The sequence below is a fragment of the Bordetella hinzii LMG 13501 genome (genome assembly GCF_001548475.1).
Classification (GTDB): domain Bacteria; phylum Pseudomonadota; class Gammaproteobacteria; order Burkholderiales; family Burkholderiaceae_B; genus Bordetella; species Bordetella hinzii.
In genome coordinates this window covers 1-26535 of sequence record NZ_LRUJ01000014.1, presented here as the reverse complement: position 1 = coordinate 26535, position 26535 = coordinate 1, and the positions used below count along the sequence as shown (strand labels likewise).

The 26535-nt window shown below is 66.7% G+C and carries 24 protein-coding genes; 4 read left to right on the top strand and 20 right to left on the bottom strand.

The window, feature by feature from the left end:
• The first annotated feature begins 7 nt into the window (after positions 1-7).
• Positions 8-1138 carry a M20 family metallopeptidase gene (locus tag AXA74_RS11310; RefSeq protein ID WP_029577591.1) on the top strand — a complete coding sequence of 377 codons (1131 nt, stop codon included), beginning with the start codon at positions 8-10 and terminating at the stop codon, positions 1136-1138.
• Positions 1139-1203: 65 nt separating this feature from the next.
• Here AXA74_RS11310 and AXA74_RS11305 read toward each other — a convergent pair whose 3' ends face one another.
• From AXA74_RS11305 to AXA74_RS11235, 15 genes are all read right to left on the bottom strand, one after another.
• Positions 1204-3264, bottom strand: a complete 2061-nt coding sequence (locus AXA74_RS11305) for a UvrD-helicase domain-containing protein (RefSeq protein ID WP_032957956.1) — start codon at positions 3262-3264, stop codon at positions 1204-1206.
• Between the two features lie 29 nt (positions 3265-3293).
• Complete coding sequence (locus tag AXA74_RS11300) at positions 3294-5357, bottom strand: primosomal protein N' (RefSeq protein WP_032979623.1); 2064 nt, start codon at positions 5355-5357, stop codon at positions 3294-3296.
• A 388-nt stretch (positions 5358-5745) separates the two neighbouring features.
• A complete protein-coding gene (gene hemE, locus AXA74_RS11295; RefSeq protein WP_032979622.1) occupies positions 5746-6819 on the bottom strand; it encodes a uroporphyrinogen decarboxylase in 1074 nt (357 codons plus the stop codon).
• Positions 6820-7089: 270 nt separating this feature from the next.
• Positions 7090-7836 carry a hypothetical protein gene (locus AXA74_RS24480; protein ID WP_032979621.1) on the bottom strand — a complete coding sequence of 249 codons (747 nt, stop codon included), beginning with the start codon at positions 7834-7836 and terminating at the stop codon, positions 7090-7092.
• Between the two features lie 166 nt (positions 7837-8002).
• Positions 8003-8428 carry a F0F1 ATP synthase subunit epsilon gene (locus AXA74_RS11285; protein ID WP_029577596.1) on the bottom strand — a complete coding sequence of 142 codons (426 nt, stop codon included), beginning with the start codon at positions 8426-8428 and terminating at the stop codon, positions 8003-8005.
• A gap of 9 nt (positions 8429-8437) precedes the next feature.
• The gene (gene atpD, locus AXA74_RS11280) at positions 8438-9838 is read right to left on the bottom strand and encodes a F0F1 ATP synthase subunit beta (protein WP_029577597.1); all 1401 of its coding nucleotides are present in this window, start codon (positions 9836-9838) and stop codon (positions 8438-8440) included.
• Between the two features lie 37 nt (positions 9839-9875).
• The gene (gene atpG / locus AXA74_RS11275) at positions 9876-10781 is read right to left on the bottom strand and encodes a F0F1 ATP synthase subunit gamma (RefSeq protein WP_029577598.1); all 906 of its coding nucleotides are present in this window, start codon (positions 10779-10781) and stop codon (positions 9876-9878) included.
• A gap of 97 nt (positions 10782-10878) precedes the next feature.
• The gene (gene atpA, locus AXA74_RS11270) at positions 10879-12420 is read right to left on the bottom strand and encodes a F0F1 ATP synthase subunit alpha (protein ID WP_029577599.1); all 1542 of its coding nucleotides are present in this window, start codon (positions 12418-12420) and stop codon (positions 10879-10881) included.
• 37 nt (positions 12421-12457) lie between these two features.
• Complete coding sequence (locus AXA74_RS11265; protein ID WP_029577600.1) at positions 12458-12997, bottom strand: F0F1 ATP synthase subunit delta; 540 nt, start codon at positions 12995-12997, stop codon at positions 12458-12460.
• Positions 12998-13009: 12 nt separating this feature from the next.
• The gene (locus tag AXA74_RS11260) at positions 13010-13480 is read right to left on the bottom strand and encodes a F0F1 ATP synthase subunit B (protein ID WP_029577601.1); all 471 of its coding nucleotides are present in this window, start codon (positions 13478-13480) and stop codon (positions 13010-13012) included.
• Positions 13481-13601: 121 nt separating this feature from the next.
• Entirely contained in the window at positions 13602-13844 is a 243-nt protein-coding gene (atpE, locus tag AXA74_RS11255) for a F0F1 ATP synthase subunit C (RefSeq protein ID WP_003815363.1), read from the bottom strand.
• Positions 13845-13959: 115 nt separating this feature from the next.
• Entirely contained in the window at positions 13960-14841 is an 882-nt protein-coding gene (gene atpB / locus AXA74_RS11250) for a F0F1 ATP synthase subunit A (RefSeq protein WP_029577602.1), read from the bottom strand.
• Positions 14842-14907: 66 nt separating this feature from the next.
• On the bottom strand, positions 14908-15324 hold the full coding sequence (locus tag AXA74_RS11245) for an ATP synthase subunit I (protein ID WP_029577603.1): 417 nt from the start codon (positions 15322-15324) through the stop codon (positions 14908-14910).
• A 430-nt stretch (positions 15325-15754) separates the two neighbouring features.
• Positions 15755-17248, bottom strand: coding sequence for a DUF1254 domain-containing protein (locus AXA74_RS11240; RefSeq protein ID WP_029577604.1), 1494 nt, complete (start codon positions 17246-17248; stop codon positions 15755-15757).
• Between the two features lie 269 nt (positions 17249-17517).
• On the bottom strand, positions 17518-18294 hold the full coding sequence (locus tag AXA74_RS11235) for an enoyl-CoA hydratase (RefSeq protein WP_029577605.1): 777 nt from the start codon (positions 18292-18294) through the stop codon (positions 17518-17520).
• A gap of 35 nt (positions 18295-18329) precedes the next feature.
• Here AXA74_RS11235 and AXA74_RS11230 point away from each other — a divergent pair, with 35 nt between their 5' ends.
• Entirely contained in the window at positions 18330-20093 is a 1764-nt protein-coding gene (locus AXA74_RS11230) for a M61 family metallopeptidase (RefSeq protein ID WP_126623635.1), read from the top strand.
• On the opposite strand, the gene AXA74_RS11225 is transcribed toward AXA74_RS11230, so the two are convergent.
• Positions 20090-20977: an NAD(P)/FAD-dependent oxidoreductase gene (locus AXA74_RS11225; protein WP_029577607.1), complete on the bottom strand. Its 888-nt coding sequence runs from the start codon at positions 20975-20977 to the stop codon at positions 20090-20092. The two genes, AXA74_RS11230 and AXA74_RS11225, sit on opposite strands and share 4 nt — an antisense overlap.
• Positions 20978-21079: 102 nt before the next feature.
• Between AXA74_RS11225 and folB the strand changes: the two genes are divergently transcribed.
• Entirely contained in the window at positions 21080-21439 is a 360-nt protein-coding gene (gene folB, locus AXA74_RS11220) for a dihydroneopterin aldolase (RefSeq protein ID WP_029577608.1), read from the top strand.
• 3 nt (positions 21440-21442) lie between these two features.
• A complete protein-coding gene (gene ttcA, locus AXA74_RS11215) occupies positions 21443-22393 on the top strand; it encodes a tRNA 2-thiocytidine(32) synthetase TtcA (RefSeq protein WP_029577609.1) in 951 nt (316 codons plus the stop codon).
• A gap of 159 nt (positions 22394-22552) precedes the next feature.
• Here ttcA and AXA74_RS11210 read toward each other — a convergent pair whose 3' ends face one another.
• From AXA74_RS11210 to mltA, 4 genes are all read right to left on the bottom strand, one after another.
• Positions 22553-23500: a D-2-hydroxyacid dehydrogenase family protein gene (locus AXA74_RS11210; RefSeq protein ID WP_029577610.1), complete on the bottom strand. Its 948-nt coding sequence runs from the start codon at positions 23498-23500 to the stop codon at positions 22553-22555.
• Between the two features lie 24 nt (positions 23501-23524).
• Positions 23525-24352: a DsbC family protein gene (locus tag AXA74_RS11205; protein WP_032957966.1), complete on the bottom strand. Its 828-nt coding sequence runs from the start codon at positions 24350-24352 to the stop codon at positions 23525-23527.
• Positions 24353-24392: 40 nt separating this feature from the next.
• On the bottom strand, positions 24393-25562 hold the full coding sequence (locus AXA74_RS11200) for a UbiH/UbiF family hydroxylase (RefSeq protein ID WP_029577612.1): 1170 nt from the start codon (positions 25560-25562) through the stop codon (positions 24393-24395).
• A partial coding sequence (mltA, locus tag AXA74_RS11195; protein ID WP_060833158.1) for a murein transglycosylase A occupies positions 25559-26535 on the bottom strand: 977 nt, incomplete at its 5' end. The genes mltA and AXA74_RS11200, both read right to left, overlap by 4 nt.

Here is a 26535-nt window from a genome sequence, read left to right as displayed (position 1 = left end):
CGACACCATGACCACGCTTCCCGATACCCAAGCACTCGTCGCCGAAATCCAGACCTGGGTGCAATGCGAATCGCCTTCGCACTATGTCGAAGGCATCACCGCCATGGCCCAGCTGGCCGCCGAACGCGCCCGCGCCCTCGGCATGCGCGTCGAACTCACGCCGCTGGGCGCCGACGTCGGCCCCATGGTCTACGCCACCACCCGCGCGCCGGGCGATACCCGCCCCGGCATCCTCATCATCGGCCACATCGACACCGTGCATCCCGTCGGCACGCTGGGCGAGAATCCCTGCCGCATCGAGGACGACCGGCTCTACGGCCCAGGCAGCTACGATATGAAGGCCGGCATCGTGCTGGCGCTGGCGGGCCTGACCGGCCTGACCGCGCCCGGCGCCACCCGCCTGCCTATCGACTTCCTGATGGTGCCCGACGAAGAAACCGGCAGCCACGCCTCGCGCGAACACATCGAACACCTGGCCAAGCAGGCCAAGTACGGCCTGGTCTGTGAACCGGCACGCCCCAATGGCGGCAAATGCGTGACCGCCCGCAAGGGCACCGGCATGCTGCGCCTGGGCGTCAAGGGCCGCCCGGCCCACGCCGGCATGGCGCACGAGAAAGGCCGCAGCGCCATCCGCGAAATGGCGCACCAGGTCCTGGCGCTCGAAAACATGACCGACTACGCGCGCGGCGTGACCGTCAGCGTCGGCACCATCGCCGGCGGCACCGTCACCAACACGGTGCCGGCGCATTGCCGCTGCGTGGTGGACTTCCGCGTGCCTGACATGGGCGCGGCCGAAGACGTGCTGCGCCGCATGCGGCAGCTGTGCGCGGTCGGCCCGGATGTCGAACTGGACATCGATGTCGAACTGAACCGCCCGCCCATGGTCAAGACGCCCGAATCGGCCGCGCTGCTCGAACTGGCCCAGGGCTACGCCAGCCAGGCCGGCTTCCCGCTCGAAGACGCCCCCATGACCGGCGGCGGCAGCGACGCCAACTTCACCTCCGCGCTGGGCGTGCCCACGCTCGATGGCCTGGGCGCCGACGGCGACGGCGCCCACACCCTGCACGAGTACATCCAGATCTCCACGCTCGACATGCGCGCCAGGTTCTGGCATTTGCTGCTGCGGGACCTGGCGTAGGCGCGCCTTCGACGGGTGTTTGACACCGGGGCTTTCGGCGCCCGCCAGCCGCGGCATCGGAGGAGTTATTTGTTCAACAACGCCTTCAGCATGCCCAGCCGCTGTTTGGGGCTCATGGCGGCGGTGGCGGGGTCTTCGGTGATGCCGGGCTGGGCCAGGCCCATTTCCTCGATGAAGCGCGAGGGTTCGCAGACGCGGTCTTCGCGCGCCCGGCGGCGCTTGCGGCACCAGCTCAGGTGCAGGCTGCGCTGGGCGCGCGTGATCCCCACGTACATCAGGCGGCGCTCTTCCTGGATGCGGGTGGCCAGGTTGTTGGCCGCGTTGTCCGGGTCGGTGTCTTCCTCGTCCCGGCCCACGTGCGGCAGCAGGCCTTCCTCGACCCCGACCAGGTAGACGTGGGGGTATTCCAGTCCCTTGGACGCATGCAGGGTGGATAGCTTGACCGCATCGGGCTCCTCATCCTCGCCGCGCTCCAGCATGGTGACCAGCGCCACATGCTGCACCAGCTCGAACAATGTCATGCCGTCTTCGTCGGCCTTGCGCTTGAGCCAGGAGACCAGCTCCATCACGTTCTGCCAGCGCGTCTGGGCCGGGCGCTCTTCCAGCGTATCGAAGAGATAGCGCTCATACTGGATGGCCGAAAGCAGGTCATCGAGCAAGGGGCCGGCCGCTTCGGCCGCGCGCGTGGTCGCGCCATCGGCGCCGCGCCCGGCGCGCCACTGGATGCGGCGGATGAACTCGCCGAAGGTGCGCAGCGGTTCAAGCTGGCGCGGCTGCAGCAGGGCCTCCAGCCCTTCCTCGGCCGAGGCCTCCAGCAGCGAGATGGCGCGCTGGGCCGCATATTGGCCCAGGGTCTGCAAGGTGGCCTGGCCGATGCCGCGCTTGGGCGTGGTGGCCGCGCGGATAAAGGCCGGATCGTCTTCGTCGTTGGCGATCAGGCGCAGATAGGCCAGGATGTCGCGCACCTCGGCCTTGTCAAAAAAACTCTGCCCGCCCGAGATGGTGTACGGGATCTTCAGATTGCGCAGCGCCTGCTCCAGCACGCGCGACTGATGGTTGCTGCGGTAAAGCACGGCGAAGTCTTTCCATTGCGCCTGGCGCTCGAAGCGCGAGGCCGAGATCTTCATGGCCACCGATTCGGCCTCATGCTCGTCGCCGTCCATGGGACTGACCGTGATGGGCTCGCCCGCCCCCAGGTCCGACCACAGCTTCTTCTCGAACAGCTTGGGATTGCGCTCGATCACGTTGTTGGCCGCGGCCAGGATGCGCTGCACCGAACGGTAATTCTGCTCCAGCTTGATGAGCTTGAGATTGGGATAGTCGGTAGTGAGCTTGGCCAGGTTTTCGATGGTCGCGCCGCGCCAGGCATAGATGGCCTGGTCGTCGTCGCCCACCGCGGTAAACAGCGAACGCATGCCGGTCAGCAGCTGCACCAGACGGTACTGGCAGACATTGGTGTCCTGATACTCGTCGACCAGCAGATAGCGCACGCGGTTCTGCCAGCGGGTGCGCACTTCCTCGTTGTTCTCCAGCAGCTTGGCCGGGATGCGGATCAGGTCGTCGAAATCGACCGCCTGGTAAGCGGCCAGCGTCGCCGCATAACTGCGATACACGGCCACGGCCTCCACCTCGCCCGGGGTGACCGCCACCTTGGCCGCATCGTCCGGCTCCAGGAGACCGTTCTTCCAGAGCGAAATAATGGACTGCACTTCGCGCAGCCGCCCGCGGTCGGTGGTCGCCAGCAGGTCCTGGATGATGGCCATCGCGTCATCGGCGTCCAGGATGGAGAACTGCGGCTTCAGGCCGGCATGCGCGGCCTCCTCGCGCAACAGGCGTACGCCCAGGGCATGGAAGGTGCTGATGGTCAGCCCCTTGGCCAGCTGCCGGTCGACCAGGGTCTTGACCCGTTCGGCCATTTCGCGCGCCGCCTTGTTGGTGAACGTCAGCGCCACGATATTGCGCCCCATATAGCCGCACTCGCGCAGCAGATAAGCGATCTTCTGCGTGATGACGCGCGTCTTGCCGCTGCCGGCGCCGGCCAGCACCAGGCAGGGGCCGTCCAGATAAAGCACCGCCTCTTTCTGGGAGGGGTTCAGGCCGTGGCCTATGGGGGTGTCTGTGGACATGGGTCTAAACGTGAGGGTCGGGGCGGCCGTCAGATCTCCAGCGGATCGACCTCCAGCTGCCAGCGCACCCTGGCCTGGGCGGCCAGGGGCGCGATCGCGTCCATCCAATGCGGCAGGAAAGCCTGCAGCGCCGGCCGGCTGGCGCTTTCGACCAACAGCTGGGCCCGCTCCACATTGGCGACGCGCACGATGCGCAACGGCACGGGATCGTAGAGTGTAATCGCCTCGCTCAGGACCGCGCCGGCCTGCCTGGCGGCTTGCAGGAAATCCAGCGCCTGGGCCACTTCGCGCGCCTCGGCGGTCAGCAGGGCCTGGTAGGCAAAGGGCGGCAGGCCCGTCACTTCGCGCTCTTCGAGCGAATGGCGGGCAAAGCCGGCGTAGTCATGCCGGATCAGCGCCTGGTAGACCGGCTGCTCCGGATAGCCCGTCTGGATCAGCACCTCGCCGCCGCCCACATGGCGGCCGGCGCGGCCGGCCACCTGCATCAGCTGGGCGAACAGGCGCTCCGGCGCGCGGAAATCCTGGGCGAACAACATGGAGTCCGCGTTGAGCACGCCCACCAGCCCCAGCCGTGAAAAATCATGGCCCTTGGCCACCATCTGCGTGCCCACCAGGATATCGACCTCGCCGGCATGGACGGAAGCGAACAAGGCCTGCGCGCTGCCCTTGCGGCGGGTGCTGTCGGCATCGATGCGGGCGATGCGCGCCTGGGGAAACATCTCGGCCAGGTGTTCCTCGATGCGCTGCGTGCCGCGGCCCATGGGCTGTAGATCCTGGTCGCCGCACTCCGGGCAGGCGCGCGGCACCGGCCCCTGGTAGCCGCAATGATGGCAGTGCAGGCGATAGCCGCCCGCCGCGCCCGCGCGGTGCAGCACCGTGAACGCCGAACAACGCGGGCAGTGGGTCACCCAAGCGCAGGAGGCGCAATGCAGCACCGGCGCATAGCCGCGCCGGTTCAGGAAGACCAGCGCCTGCTCGCCACGCGCCAGGCGCTCGGTGATGGCATCGATCAGTTGCGGCGACAGCCCATGCTTGAGCGGCAGGCGACGGGTGTCCACCAGACGCATGCGGGGCAGCTCGGCCGCGCGGGCGCGGTTGGCCAGCGTCAGGCGCAGATAGTGGCCACGCTGGGCATGGTGCCAGCTCTCCAGCGAAGGGGTGGCCGAGCCCAGCACCACCGGGATCCCGCGGTCATGGCCGCGCCATACGGCCAGGTCGCGGGCCGAGTAGCGCAGCCCCTCCTGTTGCTTATAAGAGGCGTCGTGCTCCTCGTCGACCACGATGAGGCCGAGATCGGGCATGGGCGCGAAGATGGCCATGCGCGTGCCCAGCAGCATCCGCGCCTGGCCGCGCTGCACGCGGGCCCAGGCCTGCAGGCGCTCGCCGTCAGACAGCCCGCTGTGCAGCACGGCCACGCCATCCGGCCCGACCAGCCCCTCCAGCCGCGCGCGCAGCGCCGCCTCCAGCTGCGGCGTCAGATTGATTTCAGGCACCAGCAGCAAGACCTGCCGCCCGGCCGCCAAGGCGGCCTGCGCGGCATGCAGATACACCTCGGTCTTGCCGCTGCCGGTCACGCCATGGAGCAATACGGTCTTGAAGCCCGCGATGCCGGCGATCGCCGCCACGGCTGCCGCCTGCTCTTCATTGAGAGCGGGCGCGGTATCGGGCGAGACGGGAGCCGGCACGGCGCGGCGCGGCTTGCGCGCGTCCAGGCGCGCCACCGGGCCCGCGCCCGAGCGCTTGCCCTGGTAGGCCGCAGGCTTGCGCAAAGGCGGCGGCAACACGGGGAGCATCACTTCGCCCAGCGGGCGCTGATAATAATCGGCCGCGAATTGCGCCAAACGCATCCAATCCGCCGGGAAAGGCGGCAGATCTTCGAGCAATTGCTCGACGTCACGCACCTGCGCCGGATCGATGGCGGGCGCCGCGGGCAGGGCCAGCACGACGCCGACCAGCTTACGCCGCCCGAAAGGCACGATGACGCGGCTGCCGGGCACCACCGCCTGCGGCGCCATCTGCGCCGGCAGGCGGTAATCGAACGGCCCGTGCAGCGGCACATCCAGGGCAACCCGGACCCATACCGGCTCATGCATGGCCGAGCGCTTCCGGCAGTGCCCCGGCGCGGGCCGCGGCGGCGCGGCGGTGGCTCGGCGGGGAGGTCAAACGTCGTTCCAACTTAAAGTGGTTTCTGGAAGATGATGCTAAGCGCAATAGACGCCGGGAAGATTGCGGAGAAAATCCCCAGCCTGTGGATAACTTTGGGGAAAAAGGCGAAACAATCTTGCCATGCGGTCCTGCCACACCTCCGGCATACTTGGCAAGCCACCCCAGAACAATAAAATTATTATTTGAATTCATAGGCTTATTTGAATTTTACACTGCCGTGACGAGAAATTTGGGGTTTTCCCCAGCGCTGTCATTGCTGTGCACAACTCAAGCCGGAGGCGGGCCGAATACGCCCTTCGCGACGCTAGCGGTCACTCACTTTGCATGCAGGGCGCGGCTGTATTGATGCACTTCGTCGACCAGTTCGCTGACGGCTTCGGGCGGCGTGAACTGCGAAATCCCGTGCCCCAGATTGAACACATGCCCGCCCCGGCCGACCGGGCCGAAACTGTCCAGCGTGCGCCGCGCCTCGGCGCGGATCGCCTCGGCCGAACCGAATAGCGTCATGGGATCCAGATTGCCCTGCAAGGCCACCCGGTCGCCCACGCGGGCGCGGGCCTGGCCCAGGTTGACCGTCCAGTCCAGGCCCACGGCATCGCAGCCACTGGCGGCGATGTCCTCCAGCCACATGCCCCCGCCCTTAGTGAAGGCGATCACCGGCACCCGGCGCCCATCGCGTTCGCGCTGCAGGCCGGCGATGACCTTGCGCGTGTAGGCCAACGAAAATGCCTGGTAGAGGCCATCGGCCAGCACCCCGCCCCAGCTGTCGAAGAGCATCACGGCCTGCGCGCCCGCATCGATCTGGGCATTGAGATAGCGCGTGGTGGCCTCGGCATTGACGTCCAGGATGCGGTGCAGCAGATCCGGGCGCGAATACATCAGGGTCTTGATCTGGCGGTAATCATCGCTGCCCTTGCCCTCGACCATATAACAGGCGATGGTCCAGGGGCTGCCGGCAAAGCCGATCAGGGGGACGCGGCCGTCAAGCTCGCGGCGGATGCTGCTCACGGCGTCGAACACATAACGCAGCCGCTCCATGTCGGGCACCACCAGGCGGGCGACATCGGCTTCGTCGCGGACGGGCCGGGCAAAACGCGGGCCCTCGCCGGCGGCGAAATCCAATCCCAGGCCCATAGCGTCGGGCACGGTCAGGATGTCCGAAAACAGGATGGCCGCGTCCAGCGGATAGCGGGCCAGCGGCTGCAGGGTCACCTCGGTGGCGTAATCGGTGTTCTGGGCCAGTCCCATGAAAGAGCCGGCCCGGGCCCGCGTGGCGCGGTACTCGGGCAGATAGCGTCCCGCTTGGCGCATCAGCCAGATCGGCGTATAGGGCACAGGTTCGCGCAGCAGCGCGCGCAGGAACACATCGTTCTTCAGGGCAACGGACACGGCTTTCCTCGGATGATGGCCAGCCCATGATTCTACCGCCCCCTGGCGCCGGCGCCCGCTTCGCCTGGGCGCGAAGTGCCGAGACGGTGTATCCGGCGAGGGCGAACGGCCTGCTCATCCGGTGCCGCTGCATTCCGGCCCGAGGTATGGAGGTTGGTCAGCCATGCCCAGGGGCGTGCATCCGGCCGGGCGCTTGGAGCGAACTCGGGCATGGCGGCCGCCCCGGTCCCGGCTCGGATGAATCCTGCACGCCACCTATTGAGGCTTCGCCTAGGCCATGCGCGGCCGCTGCTCCCTGGCTTGCTCGCGATAGGGCGCCGCCTGGATGCGATGCTTGCGCATCAGGGCCCAGAAAGCGCGGCGGTGCTTGGCCGCCGCCCGGGCCGCCTGGGTGACATTGCCCTCGTGGCGCGCCAGGCTGCAATGCAGATAGGTGCGCTCGAAATGCCCGACGACTCGGGCCTTGGCCGCCCCGAAGGGAGCGTCCAGCAGCGCGGCATCCACCATGCCGGGCGAATCGGCCGGCTCATTGAGGGTGGTGGCGTCCTCGTAGTGGCCCTGGCGCACATCGTAGACCCAGGCCTCTTCGGGCGCCGGGACGGGGGGTTGGGCGCGTGCCCGCCTGCGCGCGGCCAGGGCGATGCGCAGCCGCAATTCGTCCACCGAGTCCGGCCGCAGAAAATCATCCAGCCCCAGCGGCAGCAGATCGCGCAGGGCGACGGCGCCGACATCGCGGGCCAGGACCAGCACGGGCGTCTGCAGCTGATGCCGGGCGCCGGCCAGGGCGGTCCTCACCCAGGACAGGGTGGAGGACTCCACGGGCAGCAGGCAGGCATCGAAGCGGCGCAGCGCCAGGCAAGAGGACGCCAGCCAGGACGGGTCGCCCGCGGGCTCCTGGGCAAACAGCCGGGGATGGCCGTTGCGCAGGCCCTGTCGCTCCATGCGGCGCATCCAGTCATGCAACCATGCGCCATGCCCCGGTACCCGCACCAGGGCGCAATCGTAGGTCTCGCGCATTGCAACTCCTCTCTTGTTCAAGGAGGAAAAAGGCTACGCGACTTGACCCGAGCCGGACCAGACGCGGACTCCGCATTGCGGCAACTGCGCGAGACAAGATCGAAGCACCGGGCCGAAAAAAAACAGCGACCCGAAGGTCGCTGTTTTCTTGCAGTCCGCGCGGCGCTCAGTGCGAATTGCGGCCTTGGCGCAGGCGGCGGGCCGCGGCGGCCTGGGCCGCCAACATGGCCAGCTCGGCCTCGACCACGGCGATATCCTCGCGGTCCTTGGCGTTGCGCAGGGCCTCCTCGGCCTTTTCGCGCGCGGCCAGGGCACGGGCCTCGTCCAGGTCGGCGGCACGGATGGCCGTATCGGCCAGCACGGTCACGCTGCCGGGCTGCACTTCCAGAATGCCCCCGGCGACGAAGATGTTTTCCTCGCCTTCGTCGGCACGGACGATCTTGACCGTCCCGGGGCGGATGCGCGAAATGAGCGGGGTGTGGCCGGGCAGAATGCCCAGCTCACCCGACTCGCCAGGCAGGACCACGAACTTCGCCTCGCCGGTGAAGATCGCTTCCTCTGCGCTGACCACATCAACATGCAGGGTTGCCATAATGGATCCTTATTGCAGTTTCTTGGCCTTCTCGAAGGCTTCGTCAATCGTGCCGACCATGTAGAAGGCCTGCTCGGGCAGCGCATCGCACTCACCGCTGACGATCATCTTGAAGCCACGGATGGTTTCGGCCAGCGGCACGTACTTGCCCGGCGAACCCGTGAACACTTCGGCCACGTGGAAAGGCTGCGACAGGAAGCGCTGGATCTTACGCGCGCGGGCCACGGCCTGCTTGTCTTCCGGCGACAGTTCGTCCATGCCCAGAATCGCGATGATGTCGCGCAGTTCCTTGTAGCGCTGCAGGGTCTGCTGCACGCCACGGGCCACCTGGTAGTGTTCTTCGCCCACGACTTGCGGGTCGAGCTGGCGGCTGGACGAATCCAGCGGATCCACGGCCGGGTAGATACCCAGGGCGGCGATGTCACGCGACAGCACCACGGTCGAGTCCAAGTGCTGGAAGGTCGTGGCGGGCGACGGGTCGGTCAAGTCATCGGCAGGCACGTACACGGCCTGGATGGAGGTGATCGAGCCGGTCTTGGTCGAGGTGATGCGCTCTTGCAGGACGCCCATTTCCTCGGCCAGCGTGGGCTGGTAACCCACCGCCGACGGCATACGGCCCAGCAGGGCGGACACTTCGGTACCGGCCAGGGTGTAGCGGTAGATGTTGTCCACGAAGAACAGGATGTCGCGGCCTTCGTCGCGGAACTTCTCGGCCATGGTCAGGCCGGTCAGCGCCACGCGCAGACGGTTGCCCGGGGGCTCGTTCATCTGGCCGAACACCATGGCGACCTTGTCCAGAACGTTCGACTCTTCCATTTCGTGGTAGAAGTCGTTGCCTTCGCGGGTACGCTCGCCCACGCCGGCGAACACCGACAAGCCGCTGTGCTGCTTGGCGATGTTGTTGATCAGTTCCATCATGTTGACGGTCTTGCCCACGCCGGCGCCGCCGAACAGGCCGACCTTGCCGCCCTTGGCGAACGGGCACACCAGGTCAATAACCTTGATGCCGGTCTCGAGCAGCTCGACCGAGGGCGACAGTTCGTCGAACTTCGGGGCATGCTGGTGGATGGCGCGCTTCTCGTCGGCCTGGATGGGGCCGGCTTCGTCGATGGGACGGCCCAGCACGTCCATGATGCGGCCCAGGGTGCCGTGGCCCACGGGCACCGAGATCGGGGCGCCGGTGCGGTTGACGGGCATGCCACGGCGCAGGCCGTCGCTGGAGCCCAGGGCGATCGTGCGGACCACGCCGTCGCCGAGCTGTTGCTGCACTTCGAAGGTCAGGCCCTTCTCGGCGAACGAGGAACCCTCGTCGGCCAGGGTGAGCGCTTCGTAGATCTTGGGCATTTCGTCGCGGGGGAACTGAATGTCCACCACGGCGCCGATGCACTGAACGATGGTTCCGTTGCTCATGTCGATTCCTTGATATTTTGACGGGATACTGCCCGGCTTACACCGCGGCAGCGCCCCCTACGATTTCCGAAATTTCCTTGGTGATCGCGGCTTGGCGGGTCTTGTTGTAGACCAGCTGCAGTTCACCGATGACCTTCTTCGCGTTGTCCGACGCCGCCTTCATGGCGACCATACGAGCGGACTGTTCCGAGGCCATATTCTCGGCCACGGCCTGGTACAGAAGGCCTTCGACGTAGCGTTGCAGCAAATCGTCGATCACGCTCTTGGCGTCCGGTTCGTAGATATAGTCCCAGCTGTAGTCAGATTTGACCTCAGCCGTGCCCTCCAGATGCTCCACGCCCGACTGGAAGGGATCATCCAAACCAGAGGCCAAGGGCAAGAGGCGCAAGAACACCGGCTCCTGCTTCATCGTATTGACGAAGCGGGTGGTCGCCACGTAGAGCGCATCGATGCGGCCTTCGAGGTAGTCGTCCAGCTGCACCTTGATGGCGCCCAGCAGGCGGTCCAGGTCGGGCTTGTCGCCCAGCTGGGTTTCCTGCGACACCAGCTTGGCGCCGATACGGGTCAGCAGGCTCAGGCCCTTGTTCCCGAAAGCGGTCGACTGCACCTTGATGTTCTGCGCTTCGAAGTCCTTCAGGCGCGACAGAGCAAGACGGCTGATATTGGTGTTCAGGCCACCGCACAAACCCTTGTCCGTGGTGACCAGCACCACGCCCACCGCCTTGATCTCGCGTTCCTGGAGATAGGGGTGGTTGTACTCGGGGTTGGCCTGCATCAGATGCGCGGCGATCTCGCGCACCTTGTTGGCATACGGACGGCCGGCGCGCATCCGATCCTGCGCCTTGCGCATCTTGGATGCGGCGACCATTTCCATCGCCTTGGTGATCTTGCGCGTGTTCTGCACGCTCTTGATCTTGGTTCGGATTTCCTTGATTCCGGGCATTGCGCTTTCCTGTTGAGACGGCTGGCGGGTCCGGCCCCTGGCCTCGCCCGCCCTACCGTAGGATGGGCGTCAACCCATCACTACGCCAGAACTTGCCTTAAAAAGCACCGTGCTTCTTGAAATCCTGGAGCGCCGCGGCCAATTCGGCTTCGTCGTCCTTGGACAGTTCCTTGGTGTCCTCGATGCGCTGGATCAGGGCGGCATGCTTGGCCTTGAGGTGGTCCTTGAAGGACTTCTCGAAGGACAGCACCTGGGCCACGTCCACGTCATCCAGGTAACCGTTATTCACGGTGTACAGCGACACGGCCAGCTCCCACACCTGCAGCGGCTGGTATTGCGGCTGCTTGAGCAGTTCGACCACGCGCTTGCCGCGCTCGAGCTGGCGACGGGTGGCGTCGTCCAGGTCGGAGGCGAACTGCGCGAAGGCGGCCAGTTCACGGTACTGCGCCAGGTCGGTACGGATACCGCCCGACAGCTTCTTGATGACCTTGGTCTGGGCAGCGCCACCCACGCGCGACACCGAGATACCGGCGTTGATGGCGGGGCGGACACCGGCGTTGAACAGGTCGGTTTCCAGGAAGATCTGGCCGTCGGTGATCGAGATCACGTTGGTCGGAACGAAGGCGGAAACGTCGCCGGCCTGGGTTTCGATGATCGGCAGCGCGGTCAGCGAGCCGGTCTTGCCCTTGACGGCGCCGTTGGTGAACTTCTCGACGTACTCTTCGTTGACGCGAGCGGCACGCTCCAGCAGGCGCGAGTGCAGGTAGAACACGTCGCCCGGGTAGGCTTCGCGGCCCGGCGGACGGCGCAGCAGCAGCGAGACCTGGCGGTAGGCCCAGGCTTGCTTGGTCAGATCGTCATAGATGATCAGGGCATCTTCGCCGCGATCACGGAAGTATTCGCCCATCGTGCAACCGGCGTAGGCGGCCAGGTATTGCATGGCGGCCGAGTCGGAGGCCGAAGCGGCCACGACGATGGTGTACTCCATCGCGCCATGCTCTTCGAGCTTGCGCACGACGTTGTTGATGGTCGATGCCTTCTGGCCGATGGCGACGTACACGCAGGTGACGCCCTTGCCCTTCTGGCTGATGATGGTATCGACGGCAACGGCGGTCTTGCCGGTCTGGCGGTCGCCGATGATCAGCTCGCGCTGGCCACGGCCGATCGGGACCATCGAGTCGATGGCCTTGATACCGGTTTGCAGCGGCTGCGACACCGAGCGGCGGGCGATAACGCCAGGCGCCACTTTTTCGATGATGTCGGTTTCTTTGGTGTTGATGGGGCCCTTGCCGTCGATGGGCATGCCCAGCGTGTTGACCACGCGGCCCTTGAGCTCGGGGCCGACGGGCACTTCGAGAATGCGGCCGGTGGTCTTGACCTGGTCGCCTTCGGACACGCCGGTGTAGTCGCCCAGAATCACGGCGCCGACCGAGTCGCGCTCGAGGTTCAGCGCCAGACCGAAAACATTGTTGGGAAATTCGAGCATTTCGCCCTGCATCACGTCGGACAGACCGTGGATGCGGGTAATACCGTCGGTCACGGACACGACGGTACCTTGGGTACGAACATCAGTCGAAGCGCCCAGGCCCTCGATGCGGCTCTTGAGCAGTTCGCTGATCTCGGAGGGATTGAGTTGCATATTGACTCCTGGAATCCTGTTAGTCTCGCGTGCCTTGTCAGGCGGCCAGCGTATCGCGCAAGCGGGCCAGTTGGGCTTTCACGGAAGTATCGAGCACCTGGTCTCCGACGGCCACGCGCACGCCGCCGATCAGGGACTGGTCGACGGTGACATGCGGCTTGAGCTTGAGACCGAATTTGACTTCGAGCGCGGCGATGAGCTCGTTGACCTGAGCGTCACTCATTTCAAACGCGCTGGTGATTTCCGCCTGCGCCGTGCCCTCGTGACGATTTTTCAAATCGACAAATTGCGTGGCGATGATGGGCAGCAGCAACAGCCGGTCGTTCTGCACCAGCAGGTCGATGAAATTGCGCGCGGCTTGCGGCAGCGGCGATTTGATCAGGCTGGTGAACACCTGGCCGCGCTGGGCGTCGTCCAGGCGCGGATCGGTCATCGCCTCGCGCACATCGGGGTTGGCGGCAACCTGGGCCAGTTCACCGACGAGGTCGGCCCATGCGGCCAGGCCAGCCTTGTCGTCGCACGCAGCGCCGAACAAGGCTTCGGCGTAGGGGCGGGCAACAGTGGAAAGTTCAGCCATGACGTTCCCGGATTAAAGCTGCGCCTTGAGCTGGTTGAGCAGCTCGGCATGGGCGCGGGCGTCCACCTCGCGCTTGAGGATCTGTTCGGCACCCTTGACGGCCAGCGCGGCGACTTCGTCGCGCAGGGCATCACGGGCACGCTGAACTTCCTGGGCGGCGTCCTGGGCGGCCTGGGCCACGATGCGCGCACGCTCGGCTTCGGCTTCGCGGCGGGCTTGGTCGATCAGGCCGGCAGCTTGCTTCTCAGCGTCGACAATGCGAGCGTGGGTTTCAGATTTGGCAGAAGCCTCGATCAGACTGACGCGCGCTTGGGCCTGGGCCAGGTCGGCTTTCCCTTTCTCGGCGGCGGCAAGGCCGTCGGCGATTTTTTGGCGGCGCTCATCGATCGCCTTCGTCAGGGGCGGCCACACGAATTTCATCGTGAACCAGCCCAGAACGAAGAACACGAGCATCTGGAAGAAGATCGTCGCGTTCAGATTCACGGTCGTTCCTTTAACACCTTGCGGCTCCGGCTACCCGACGCGGGGCGGCACGGAGCTCTCGATACTTGCCGGGCGCACCACGCCCAGCTGCGGGCCCGCCTCGCGCCGGCGGGCATGGCCTTTAGCCGACGAACGGGTTGGCGAAGGCGAACAGCATGGCGATACCCACGCCGATCAGGAAGGCCGCGTCGATCAGACCGGCCAGCAGGAACATCTTGGTTTGCAGCGCGTTCATCAGTTCGGGCTGACGAGCCGAAGCTTCCAGGTACTTGCCGCCCATCAGTGCGATACCGATGCAAGCGCCGATAGCGCCCAGACCGATGATGAGACCGCAAGCGAGAGCAACGAAAGCGACGTTGGTCATGACAACTCCTTGGTTAAAAATCTGAAGTCAGAAATGTTGGAAAACGGGTACTACTTGAATGCAAGAAAATCTTGCCATCGGTGCCCGCCACCATGGCGCACACCGAAAATTGGGATCAATGACCTTCGTGAGCCTGACCGATGTACACCAGGGTCAACATCATGAAGATGAATGCCTGCAGCAGCACGATCAGGATGTGGAAGATTGCCCACACCGAACCGGCCAACACATGCCCAATGCCCAAACCGATGCTGGAGGCGTTGAAGCCCGTCCAGGCGCCACCCAGCAGGGCGATCAGCATAAAGACCAGCTCACCGGCAAACATGTTGCCGAACAACCGCATGCCCAGCGAGACCGACTTGGCGGCGTACTCGATGAGGTTGAGCAGCAGGTTGAAGGGCGCCAGCACGACGGCCGCCAGGCCGTGCGCATGGAAGGGCGCGGTGAACAATTCTTTGACGAAGCCGCCCGGGTGCTTGATCTTGATGCCGTAATAGAACATCAGCAGCAGCACGCCCAGCGACATGCCCATCGGCACGTTCAGGTCGGCGGTGGGGAGAATGCGGTGGTAGTACAGCGGGTCGCCGTGATGGGCGCCCAGGCCGGTGGCGCGCCAGATCGAGGGCAGCAGGTCGACCGGCAGCAGGTCCAGCGCGTTCATCAGGATGATCCAGAGGAACACGGTCAGGGCCAGCGGGGCGACGAAGAGGCGGCTCTTGGCGTTGTGCACGATGCCCTTGGCCTGGTCATCGACCATGTCCACGATCATCTCGACAAAGCCCTGGAAGCGGCCCGGCACGCCCGAGGTGGCACGGCGCGCGGCCAGCCACAGGAAAAAGACGACGATCAGACCCATGAGGATGGACCAGAACAACGAGTCATAGTTGATGACGTTGAACTGGGCGATGACGGATTGCTTCTCGCCCAGGTTGTTCAGGTGCACCAGGTGGTGCTGGATGTACTCGGACTGAGGCGACGCGCCACTGGCTGCAGCCATGTGAAATCCTACCCTGTTTGCTGTGCGCCGCCACTTGCGTGACGGCATGCACGATTGTTAATTGCGCTAAGACAGCTTGCGGAACATCAACAGCAGGAGGTAGCCCTTGAGCGTAAGGATCAAGCCCAGCAGCACCGCCGGCCAGACCAGCCAGGCCTGGGTGTAGTGCCAGATCAGCCACAACAGCAAGGCCGTCATGAGCAGCTTGAACATTTCGCCAAGGAAGAAAGTCAACGGATTGGGCCGGACAGACTTGACGACGTTTATCAGCAAGCGCAATGCAAACAATGCATTGGGCAAGAAATACGCCCCCGCTCCCAACAACGCCGACGTCGCCGCCGCCGTCCCCGCAACAACCCCCGCGATTGCTGCCGCTACGAGTCCCATGAGCCCCTGTGCCAAGACAGCCATGAAGAGCTCCCGGCACGCACGCGCATTGATAGCCGCGCGATCAGCATCGGTAAGAACCAAACTCTTCTGCATCAAGCTTCCCCGCCCATAACCGCCCACGATATCGCCACGACATCGCAGCACGGTTCCAGGCCTGCCTCGAGAACATGGACCCGCAACCCGGCACCCCGCCGCCCGCCACACTCCACCCACCGTCGCCGATCGGAATCGGTGATGGCTGGCAAGTGCCTCAGATAAGCCCCCTGGATCGGGGTGGGAACCGGGCCACTGACCGTGGCCTCTCTTGGCGTTTTGCGCCCAATTTGCTATGGCCGCCCGGGCGCAGCTTTTAAGCTACGTGTTACCCCGCAAGCGTCAAACCGCGAAAGTATAGCTTGAAAGCATTTCGGCAGACAAATGGGAAAAGGGCCTCTCAGGGGGATGCCCCGTCCCTTTTCAAGCCCGCGGAAACCGGCCCCCGCGGACGACGGCGGGGGCCGGGGAGGACGGACGCGCCCCGGGGTCAGTCGCGCACGATGGGCGGCGGCGCCCACTGGCCGTCGAGGGCGATGTTGCGCGGCGCATAGAGGCGCAGGTTGACCAGGAAGGTGCCATCGCGCGGCGCCGGCAGCCAGTTGGCCGCGCGCGACTCGCCCGGATAGTCGCGCCGGATATAGATATCCAGCGAGCCATCGCTGTTGTATTTGAGCGGGTCGGTGCTGCGCAGCGTGTAGCGGTTGGCCTGGTTTTCGGCAAAGCCCTGGCGCGCGTCATAGAGATTGATGGACCAGAACCCGTCGACAGGCGGCAGCTGGCCTTTGTCGAAGTGCAGCACATAGTCGCGCCCGCTCTCAAGCGGCCGGCCCTTGTTGTCCGAGCCGGTGACCGGATAGATCACTTCCTCGGGCGGGCTGGCGCCCAGGCCGGCGTAGGCCACGGAGGCGCGGCGCAGATAATCCGTGCCATAGGTGCCTATGCCCGTAAGCACGGTGTTCCAGTTGTTGGCCTGCGTGCTCAGGCGCGACACGCCGTCGGCGATGCGGCGACCGGCCACGGGCTGCGCGTCGATCAGGGCCTGCTGCACCACCGGCTCCAGCTGGCCGAAGACCAGCGGACGGTCGCCGATGCCGATGCGGCGCAGCCGGTCCAGCATGGGATAGTCGTTGCCGTGGGGCGGGTTGTTGCGCACCAGCTCCGAGAACAGCGTGAAGAAGGTCGCCGCATCCATGTTGGCGACTTGCTCGGCCGGCGTGCCCTGGGTGTTCCAGGTGGTGTTGACCGGTCCGCTGGCGGCAAAGCCGTAGCCGCGCCCATATTGGTTCAGCGGCGTGGCCGACAGCCCGGCCTGGAATTGGCTGATGGCCTGGGCATCGCCCTGGCCGCCGGCCTGCACACGCCCGATCAGCCAGCCCATGGCGGTCGGGCTGCGCACCAGGTCCACGCCAGCCGGCAGGCTGCCCTGCCAGCCCGGCCCCACGATGGCGAAGGTCTGCGGCCCTCGTCCATTGGTGCGCGTGCCGCGGGTGGCATAGCTGTCGGTCCACATGTCAAGCAGGTTCAGCATCACGAAGCGGTCGCCGGCGTCCGGCACCTGGATGATGAGCGGCTCGCGCGAGACGTCATACCAGAGGCTGGAGTAAAGCGTATCGGTGCTGGGCCAGGCCACGTCCGCCGTGCGCGCATCGGGCAGGGAGGTGCGGTGGCCGAACTGGTTCATCGGCGCGCGGCCCGCCACGGGCGACTGGACATTGGTGGTCTGACGGCGCGTGACTTCCATCAGCACCATGGGATAGGCGTAGATGTAGGCATCGATCGCCACATCGCGCAGCTCCTGGGCCGACAGGGGCGCCAGGCGCACGCCCGTGGCCGGGGCCGGATAAGGCGTCTCCGACACCAGGCGCATCGTCGGCGTGGGGGAGCGGCCCTGCGCCTGGGAGACGCCCACGGCGGCCATGCCCATCACGCCGGCCACCAGGGCCGCTTGCCAGCGCAGCGCGCGGTTTACAGGTGTTCGCATATGAGGCTCCTTGTTTCTCGTTGGACAATGAGCCGCTTCCGCCGCCCGTGGCGCCGGCCGCGACACAACTTGCCTGTCCAGCATAGGCTTCCGGCCTGCAACAGAGTGCAATGCAAACGTTTCAACGGGAAACCCGCGCCCACGGCGCGCGGCGCCCGCCCGGCCGCCGCCGGCGGCGCTTTCCCATAGGCAAGACGCCCGCGGGCGGAAGCGCGCGGGCGTCTTGGGCGAATCGAAACCAGGAACTACCGACCGTAACCGGCAGGCCGTCAGCGGTGCTTGAAATCGGGCTTGCGCTTTTCGGTGAAGGCGGCCATGCCTTCTTTCTGGTCTTCGGTGGCGAACAGCGAATGGAAGACGCGGCGCTCGAACAGCAGGCCTTCGTTCAGCGAGACCTCGAAGGCGCGGTTGACGCACTCCTTGGCCATCATCACCGAAGGCAGGGACATCGAGGCGATGACCGTGGCGGCCTCCAGGGCCTCGTCGAGCAGCTTGTCGGCCGGCACCACCCGCGACACCAGCCCGCTGCGCTCGGCCTCGTCGGCGTGCATCATGCGGGCGGTGAGCACCAGGTCCATGGCCTTGGACTTGCCGACCGCGCGGGTCAGGCGCTGGGTGCCGCCGGCGCCGGGGATCACGCCCAGCTTGATCTCGGGCTGGCCGAAGCGCGCCGTGTCGGCGGCGATCACGATATCGCACATCATGGCCAGTTCGCAGCCGCCGCCCAGCGCGTAGCCTGCCACCGCCGCGATCACGGGCTTGCGGACGCGCTTGAGCGTCTCCCAGTTGCGAGTGATGTATTCGCTGCCATGGACGTCCATGTACGACCAGTCTTTCATGGCGCCGATGTCGGCGCCGGCGGCAAACGCTTTTTCGCTGCCCGTGATCACGATGGCGCCGATGCCGGCATCCGCCTCGAAGGCCAGCAAGGCGGCGCCGAGCTCGTCCATGAGCTGATCGTTCAGGGCGTTGAGGGCCTTGGGCCGGTTCAGGGTCAGCAAACCGACTCGGCCACGGGTTTCGACCAGTACAAACGACTCGCTCATGGAATGTCTCCTGCGAAGAATAGGGGAAGTAAGATATGCGGATGAACGACGCACCCGTAATTTACCGCCTTGAGCCCTACGACCCGGCCGGTCATCGCTACCGGATAACCCTAACGGTGCCGCGGCCGGATCCCCAAGGCCAGCGCCTGTCGCTTCCGGCCTGGATCCCGGGCAGCTATCTCATCCGCGATTTTTCGCGCCAGATCGAAACCCTGACGGCGCGCGCCGGCGGGCGCGCCGTGCCGGTCGAGAAGACCGACAACCACAGCTGGCAGGCGGCGCCCTGCGAGGGGCCGCTGGTCATCGACTATACGGTCTATGCCTGGGACCTGTCGGTGCGCGGCGCCCACCTGGACGAAAGCCACGGCTTTTTCAATGGCACCAGCGTGTTCCTGCGCGTGCATGGCCACGACACGCAGCCCTGCCTGCTGGAGCTGGCGCCGCCGCCGGGCATCGAAGGCTGGAAGGTCTACACCAGCCTGCGCGAGGCGGGCGCGCGCCGCCATGGCTTCGGCCGCTACCAGGCGCCCGACTACGACGCCTTGATCGACCATCCCGTTGAAATGGGCACGCCGCAAGTGGCCCGCTTCACCGCCCATGGCGCCGAGCACGAGCTGGTGTTCACGGGCGTCGCGCCGCGCCTGGATCTGGAGCGCATCGCGCGCGACGTGCAGAAAATCTGCGAAACGCAGATTGCGTTTTTCGAACCGCGCACACGGCGCGCGCCCTTCCTGGACTGCGCCGACCGCTATGTCTTCATGACCATGGTGACCGGCGACGGCTACGGCGGCCTGGAACACCGCGCCAGCACCGCGCTCATGACCACGCGCAAGGACCTGCCGGTGCTGGGCCAGCAAGGCCAGGGCGAGGGCTACCGCAGCTTCCTGGGATTGGTCAGCCATGAGTATTTCCACACCTGGAATGTCAAGCGCATCAAGCCGGCGGCTTTCGCGCCTTCCTATGCGCTGCAGGAACCCAGCCTGACCCGGCTGCTGTGGATCTTCGAAGGCTTTACCTCCTATTACGACGACCTGCTCCTGCTGCGCGCCGGGGTCATCACCCGTGCCGACTATCTGCGCATGCTGGGCAAGACCATCACCGGCGTGATGCGCAGCCCCGGCCGCCACAAGCAATCGGTGGCCGAAAGCTCGTTCGACGCCTGGACGCGCTATTACAAGCAGGACGAGAACTCGCCCAATGCCCTGGTGAGCTATTACACCAAGGGCTCGCTGGTCGCCCTGGGGCTGGACCTGCTCATCCGCCGCGACAGCCGGGGCCAGCACAGCCTGGACGACGTCATGCGCCTGCTGTGGCAGCGCTATGGCCGGGATTTCTACCGGGGCCGCCCGCAAGGCCTGGGCGAAGACGAGTTTCCGGCCCTGGTGCGCGAGGCCACCGGCGTGGACGCCCGCCGCTTCATCCAGCGCCATGCCTACGGGCGCGCCGACGTGCCCCTGGCCGAGCTGCTGGCGCCGCATGGCATCTCGGTGCAATGGAAGACGGCCAGCCCCATCCCGAGCCTGGATGTGCGCACGCGCAAGCAGGGCGACAGCCTGGTCCTGGCCACTGTCTTCGAAGGCGGCGCCGCGCACCGCGCCGGCCTGTCGGCGGGCGACGTGCTGGTGGCCATCGACGGCCTCAGGGTCGAAGCGCCCGCCGGCCTGGACGTGCTGCTGTCGCAATACCGGCCGGGCGACCGCGTGCTGGTGCATGTGTTCCGCCGCGACGAACTGCGCGCCTACCGCCTGCGCCTGGCCGCGCCCGAAGCGCTGGACTGCGTGCTGGGCGAGGCCGCCTAAAGCGGCCGGCGCTCCCAGCGCCGCTGGATGTCCTTGGCCGCCACCACGCCGTCGGCCATGGCCGTGACCACGCAGGGATGCGCGCGATTGGCCACTTCGCCGATGGCATAGACGTCCGGCAGGCTGGTGCGCGCGGTCGCGGTCTCGGTCTGGATATAGCCGCGCGCATCGCGCGCCAGGTTCAGGCCGTCGGCGAAACCGGCCTGCGGCTCCCAGCCATAGAACACCAGGATGAGATCGTAAGGGCGCCCGTTGACGCTGCGCGCCCGCGGATCGACCTCGTAGGCGCCCACGCTGACGCCTTCGCGGCCGGCGCGCTGCACCCATTGCTGTTGCGCCCGCACGCTGCGCGCATAGAGATGCACCTGGCGCGCGCCGCGGTTACGCACGTAGACAAAGTTCTCGAAGGCATTGTCGCCGCCGCCCAGCACCGCCACGGACAGACCGGTGTAGTCCTGGGCCACGATGGGCGAGCCCGGACCGATCAGCACGCCCGGCCAGCGGGCCTCGGGCGGGTGGCCGGGCAGGCCGCGGGCGCGCACCCCCGAGGCGATGACCAGGCAGCGGCCCTTGAGCGCATCGCCGTCCAGCGCCAATTCGATGCCGCCCTTGCAAGGCCGCACCGAACGCGCCGGGGCGTTCAGGCGCAGCGGCACCTGGGCCAGCGCCAGGCTCTCGGCGATCTGGGCGGCGATTTCCTGGCCGGTCCGGCCGGGCGCGGCCACGATCCAGTCGTCGGCAAAAGGGTTGTCCGCCGTCAGGCCGCCGGCCCGCGCGCCGGCCTCGACCAGCACCGGCGCCAGGCCCAGCCTGGCCAGCCAGACCGCGCAAGAGGCGCCCGCCGGGCCCGCCCCCACTATGACCGCATCGTAGAACTGCTGCATATATCCCTTTTTCCGTGCCAGCGCCCGTCCCCGAATTGTAGTCAGACCGCGCGGGCGGCCCCAGCGACTTACAATTCAGCTTCTCCCCGCCCTGAGTTCATTATGCCTACTCGCCGTATTTTCATTTCGGGCCTCGCCCTGGACGCCCGTATCGGCATCCTCGAACATGAACGCCGCGCCACCCAGCCGCTGCATGTCGATGCCGAGTTCGACATCGACATCACGCGCAATGTGGACGACCACGATATCCACAGCGTGCTGGACTACCGGCGCCTGCGCGAAGCCATCGTCCAGGAGTGCACCCAGGCCCATGTCAACCTGATCGAAACGCTGTCCGAACAGGTGGCCGCGCGCCTGCTGGCCGAATTCGAGGAAGTCCGTGCCCTGCGCCTGCGCATCAGCAAGCCCATGGCCTTCTCGGACTGCAATGCCGTGGGCGTGGAAATCCAGATCAGCCGTTGAACCATGAGCACCGCCGACACCGAATACCGCAGCCCGGCCGAGGAAAAGGCCCGGCACGAAGGCAACAAACTGAGCAAGCGCCTGGCGCGCGAGACGACGCGCGCGCTGTCCGACTACAACATGATCGAGGAAGGCGACCGCGTGATGGTCTGCCTGTCCGGCGGCAAGGATTCCTATGCCATGCTGGACATCCTCATGGCGCTGCAAAAGCGCGCGCCCTTCCGCTTCGAGCTCATCGCCGTCAACCTGGACCAGAAACAGCCGGGTTTCCCGCCGGACATCCTGCCCAACTACCTGACCGCGCTGGGCGTGCCCTTCCATATCGAGACGCAGGACACCTACTCCATCGTCACGCGCGTGGTGCCCGAAGGCAAGACCATGTGCTCGCTCTGCTCGCGCCTGCGCCGGGGGATCCTGTACCGCGTGGCCGACGAACTGGGCGCCACCAAGATCGCGCTGGGCCATCACCGCGACGACATCCTGGGCACGCTGTTCCTGAATCTGTTCTACGGCGGCAAGCTCAAGGGCATGCCGCCCAAGCTGGTCTCCGATGACGGCAGGCATACCGTCATCCGGCCGCTGGCTTATGTCCCCGAGAGCGATCTCATCGCCTATGCCCAGCTCAAGCAGTTTCCCATCATCCCGTGCAACCTCTGCGGCTCGCAGGAAAACCTCAAGCGCAAGGAAGTCACGCGCATGGTGCAGGAATGGGACAGGAAGTTTCCGGGCCGCTCCTGGAATGTCTTCAATGCGCTGTCGCGCGTGGTGCCCTCGCACCTGATGGACCGCGAACTATTCGATTTCGTGGGGCTCAAGCCTACGGGCGTGCCGGATGCCGGCGGCGACATCGCCTTCGACGAGCCGGCCGACGACGAGCAGGCCTGTGGCGCGCCCGTCGAAGAAGACGCGGCCGGCCTGAACGAACAGAAGATCGTTTTCAGCCGCCGGGCATGAGCCCGGGCAGGACGGCGGCATCCCGCTGTCGTCCAAAACACGGCTCGAAACCGGCCCACTCGGGGTAATCGCGCGGCGCGATAGGCATGGAGGCGGCCGGCAACATGAAGGGGATTGCAGAATTCGGGCCCTGGCGGCGATGGGCCGGCCCCCTGCCGCTCAGGCGTTGAGCACCTGGATGGGCTTGCCATCCATCCAGGCTTGCACGGCCTTGACGGCATTACGGTAGAAGGCCTCGAAGTTGGACTGGCTGACATAGCCCAGATGCGGCGTGAGGATGACGTTGTCCAGGTCGCGCACGGCGTCCGTGGGCGGCAGCGGCTCGACCGGATAGACGTCCAGTCCGGCCCCGCCGATGCGGCGCTTTTCCAGCGCATCGCGCAAGGCGGCCTGGTCGACCAGGCCGGCGCGCGAGGTATTGACCAGGTAGGCGGTGGGCTTCATGGACGCCAGGGCGTCGACGTCCACCACATTGCGCGTGCGCTCGCTCAGGATGAGATGGATGCTGATGGCATCGCAGCTGGAGAAGAATTCGGCCTTGTCCAGGCGCTTGACGCCGGCCTGGGCGGCGCGCTCGTCGGTGAGATTGGGGCTCCAGGCGACGACATCCATGCCGAACGCCAGGCCAACCCGCGCCACGGCCTGCCCCAGCTTGCCCAGGCCCAGCACGCCCAGGCGCTTGCCGGCCAGGGGTTCGGGCATGCCTGTCTGCCACATGCCGCGCCGCATCGCGGCGTCTTCCTGGGGCAGATGCTTGAACAAGGCCAGCAGGTGCGCCCAGGCCAGTTCGGCCGTGGCGGTATTGGCGTCGGCGCTGCCGGGCGCGCCGCAGACCGGAATGCCGCGCGCCGCGCAGGCCGCCATGTCGATGGCGTTGTTGCGCAGCCCGGTGGTGACCAGCAGGCGGAGATTGGGCAGGGCGTCGATCAGTTCGGCCGGAAAGGCGGTGCGCTCGCGCATGGCCACGATGACATCGAAAGGCTGCAGCACGCGCGCCCGGTCTTGCGGCAGGGCATCGCGGAACGCGGTGATATCGGCGCCCAGGCCCGACCAATCGGCATAACGCAGGGCGACTTCGTGGTAATCGTCCAGTATGGCAATCTTCATGTGCTGTCTCCCCCGGCGCTTGCCTCAGCGGCTCGCCGCCAGTCGTTGCTGCAGTTGGGCCAAGGGCAGGGCGCCGCTGGCGCGCGTGCCGTTTTCGAAGAAAATCGTCGGCGTGCCGCGCACCATGAGTTGGCGGCCCAGCGCCAGCATGCCGTCGATGGGCGCATCGCACTGGGCGGTGGCGGGACGCTTGCCGTCGAGCATCCAATCATCCCAGGTCTTGCCCGGGTCGGCCGCGCACCAGACATCGCGCACCTTGACCGTCGAGTCCGGCGACAGGATGGGAAAAAGAAAGGTATAGATGGTCACGTCGTCCACATCCTTCAGGGTGTGGCGCAGTTGCTTGCAATAGCCGCAGTTGGGGTCCTCGAAGATGGCAAGCTTGCGCGTGCCCTTGCCCTTGACCTGCTTGATGGCCAGGTCGAGCGGCAGGTCCGCGAACTGCACGGCGCTGAGCTTTTCCTGGTTTTCGCGCGTGACATCGCGGCGCGTGGCGGCGTCGATCAAGGGACCTTCCATCACCCAGGACACGTTCTCGTCGGTGTAGATCATGTCGGCGCCCACCTGGACCTCGAACAGCCCATAGGGCGTGCGGCGCACGGCCGTGATGTCCAGGTCATTGAAGCGCAGCTGGAAGCGTTTCTTGACCGCCTCGGCCGCTGGGTCGGGCGGTTGCGCCTGGGTGGTGGAATAGACCTTGCCGCCCTTGGCGGCGGGCGTGCCCACCTGGCTGGTGGAATAGACCTTGTCGGCCTTGTCCGCGGGCTGGCCGGTCGACACCGATTTGCCCTCCTGGGCAAGCGCGGTGCCGCACAACAGGCCGGCCAGCAGGAAAATGATGCGTGCTTTCATGAAACCACTCCTGGTACCAGAACCCAAGCGGCCGCGCCCTTCAGTTGCGCGAGGCCTCTTCGATGAGCCGGCGCTTGAGAAAAGGCAGGGCATCGACCACGCGCATGCCGGTGTTGCGCAGGAAGGCCGCCGGCGCGTTGTGCGCGGCAAACAGGCGGTGCAGCCCGTCGGTGGCCAGCCGCATGGCCAGCACCGGTTCGGCGCGCGCGCGCTGATAGCGGCGCAGCACGCGGATGTCGCCGGCCTGGCGGTAGGGCTCGCGCGCGGCCACCGCGCGCGCCAGGGCCTCGACATCGCCCAGGCCCAGGTTCAGGCCCTGGCCGGCCAGCGGATGCAGGCGGTGCGCGGCGTCGCCGGCCAGCGCGATGCCGGGCGCCACCATCTGGGAATGTTCGAGCGTGAGCGGAAAGCCGTGCAGCCGGCCGCGTGCGCGCAGGCGGCCGAGACGGCCTTCGCTGGCCAGGAAAAGACGCTTTTCGAGTTCGGCGGCCTGCTCGGGCGCCGGCATGTCCATGAGCGGGCGGGCCAGGTCCTCGCGCATGGACCAGACCATGGAGACCTGGGGACCGTCGCGCGTATCGGGCAGGGGCAGCAGCGCCAGCACGCCGTCGTCGCGGAACCACTGGAAGGCCGTGCCGTGGTGAGGCTGTCCGGCATCCAGGTGCATGACCAGGCCGATGTCGGCGTATGACTTGCTTGCGTGCTTCAGGCCGGCGGCCTCGCGCAGCGGCGATGAGGCGCCGTCGGCGCCCACGAAGAGCTCGGCCGCCAGGCGCTGCCCGCTTTCGGTCTCGACCTCGCCGTCACGCCAGGCGACGGCGCGCTCTTCTATCCAGGGAATGCCGAACATGCGGGTAGCCTGGATGAGGACGCGCTCGATTTCGCCGGACTCGACGATCCAGGCCAGCTCGTTGCGGGCCGCCTGCCAGGCCTTGAGCTCGACCCGGCCGTCGGCGTCGCCGTGGATTTCCATGGCCGTCACGGGCGTCAGCCGGGAGGCGGGCATGGCGTCCCAGATGCCCAGCTCGGCCAGGAAGCGCTGGCTGGCCGGCGAAATGGCATAGACGCGCGGATGATAGACGTCCGGCTCGGCCGGCGGCACATTGGCGCGCGGAGCCAGGACGGCCACGCGCTGCTGCCGCCTGGCCAGCGCCAGCGCGGCCGACAGGCCGACAATGCCGGCGCCGCAGACAAGGATCTGGTGTGTCATCTTGCCGAGGGCTCCCCGGCCTGCTTGGGCCACAGCAGCCACATCTGGCCGCGCTGCTTCATGCGGCCGGCCTGCTGGCCGGCCTCGTCGCCAAAGCCCCAGTAGTAGTCGGCCCGCGCCGCGCCGCGGATGGCCGTGCCCGTGTCCTGGGCGAACACCAGGCGCTGCAAGGGGCGCTCGGAAGCGGGGTAGGTGGTCGCGAGATAGACGGGGGTGCCCAGCGGCACGAAGCTGGCGTCCACGGCGATCGAGCGGCCGGGCGCCAAGGGAATGGCATAGGCGCCCTTGGGGCCTTGCTCGGGATCGGCCACGGCCTCTTCGCGGAAGAACACCACGGCGGGATTGGCGTTGAGCATCTCTTGCACGCGCGCCGGGTTGCGCTGCGCCCAGGCCCGGATGTTCTGCATCGAAGCCTGGTCGGCGCGCAGCTCGCCGCGGTCGATCAGCCAGCGGCCGATGGACACATAGGGCTGGCCATTATGGTCGGCATAGGCCACCCGTATGGTCTTGCCGGCGTCGCGGCCTTCGGTGAGCAGCACGCGGCCCGAGCCCTGGACCTGCAGGAAGAAGTTGTCCACGGGATCGTCCACCCAGGCCACCACGGGCGGCTTGCGGTCGGAGGCTTCGATGCCGGCGCGGGTATCGTAGGGCACGACGCGGCGGCCATCGAGCTTGCCGCGCACGCGCTTGCCGGCCAAGTCGGGATAGACGGCGCCCAGGTCGATGGTGAGCAGGTCGTCGGGCACGCCATACAGCGGCCATTGATGGCGGGCGCTGCGCTCGCGCGCCCCGCGCACCAGGGGCTCGTAATAGCCGGTGACGGTGTTGACGGCCGGACGGCCGTCGGCGCCATTGAGCCGCCAGGGCTGCAGATAGGCCTGCATGAAGCGGCGCACGGCGGCGGCGTCGCCGGCAGCGGGCGCGCGCGCCGGGTCAGCGGCCGCGGCGCAGACGGGCTGCCAGGCGCGCGGCG

What these genes read in the sequence shown, in the direction of transcription:
- AXA74_RS11310 (WP_029577591.1), top strand. Translation starts at nt 8, where the DNA reads ATGACCACGCTTCCCGATACCCAAGCACTCGTCGCCGAAATCCAGACC.
- AXA74_RS11305 (WP_032957956.1), bottom strand. Translation starts at nt 3,264, where the DNA reads ATGTCCACAGACACCCCCATAGGCCACGGCCTGAACCCCTCCCAGAAA.
- AXA74_RS11300 (WP_032979623.1), bottom strand. Translation starts at nt 5,357, where the DNA reads ATGCATGAGCCGGTATGGGTCCGGGTTGCCCTGGATGTGCCGCTGCAC.
- AXA74_RS24480 (WP_032979621.1), bottom strand. Translation starts at nt 7,836, where the DNA reads ATGCGCGAGACCTACGATTGCGCCCTGGTGCGGGTACCGGGGCATGGC.
- AXA74_RS11285 (WP_029577596.1), bottom strand. Translation starts at nt 8,428, where the DNA reads ATGGCAACCCTGCATGTTGATGTGGTCAGCGCAGAGGAAGCGATCTTC.
- atpD (WP_029577597.1), bottom strand. Translation starts at nt 9,838, where the DNA reads ATGAGCAACGGAACCATCGTTCAGTGCATCGGCGCCGTGGTGGACATT.
- atpG (WP_029577598.1), bottom strand. Translation starts at nt 10,781, where the DNA reads ATGCCCGGAATCAAGGAAATCCGAACCAAGATCAAGAGCGTGCAGAAC.
- atpA (WP_029577599.1), bottom strand. Translation starts at nt 12,420, where the DNA reads ATGCAACTCAATCCCTCCGAGATCAGCGAACTGCTCAAGAGCCGCATC.
- AXA74_RS11265 (WP_029577600.1), bottom strand. Translation starts at nt 12,997, where the DNA reads ATGGCTGAACTTTCCACTGTTGCCCGCCCCTACGCCGAAGCCTTGTTC.
- atpE (WP_003815363.1), bottom strand. Translation starts at nt 13,844, where the DNA reads ATGACCAACGTCGCTTTCGTTGCTCTCGCTTGCGGTCTCATCATCGGT.
- atpB (WP_029577602.1), bottom strand. Translation starts at nt 14,841, where the DNA reads ATGGCTGCAGCCAGTGGCGCGTCGCCTCAGTCCGAGTACATCCAGCAC.
- AXA74_RS11245 (WP_029577603.1), bottom strand. Translation starts at nt 15,324, where the DNA reads ATGCAGAAGAGTTTGGTTCTTACCGATGCTGATCGCGCGGCTATCAAT.
- AXA74_RS11240 (WP_029577604.1), bottom strand. Translation starts at nt 17,248, where the DNA reads ATGCGAACACCTGTAAACCGCGCGCTGCGCTGGCAAGCGGCCCTGGTG.
- AXA74_RS11235 (WP_029577605.1), bottom strand. Translation starts at nt 18,294, where the DNA reads ATGAGCGAGTCGTTTGTACTGGTCGAAACCCGTGGCCGAGTCGGTTTG.
- AXA74_RS11230 (WP_126623635.1), top strand. Translation starts at nt 18,330, where the DNA reads ATGCGGATGAACGACGCACCCGTAATTTACCGCCTTGAGCCCTACGAC.
- AXA74_RS11225 (WP_029577607.1), bottom strand. Translation starts at nt 20,977, where the DNA reads ATGCAGCAGTTCTACGATGCGGTCATAGTGGGGGCGGGCCCGGCGGGC.
- folB (WP_029577608.1), top strand. Translation starts at nt 21,080, where the DNA reads ATGCCTACTCGCCGTATTTTCATTTCGGGCCTCGCCCTGGACGCCCGT.
- ttcA (WP_029577609.1), top strand. Translation starts at nt 21,443, where the DNA reads ATGAGCACCGCCGACACCGAATACCGCAGCCCGGCCGAGGAAAAGGCC.
- AXA74_RS11210 (WP_029577610.1), bottom strand. Translation starts at nt 23,500, where the DNA reads ATGAAGATTGCCATACTGGACGATTACCACGAAGTCGCCCTGCGTTAT.
- AXA74_RS11205 (WP_032957966.1), bottom strand. Translation starts at nt 24,352, where the DNA reads ATGAAAGCACGCATCATTTTCCTGCTGGCCGGCCTGTTGTGCGGCACC.
- AXA74_RS11200 (WP_029577612.1), bottom strand. Translation starts at nt 25,562, where the DNA reads ATGACACACCAGATCCTTGTCTGCGGCGCCGGCATTGTCGGCCTGTCG.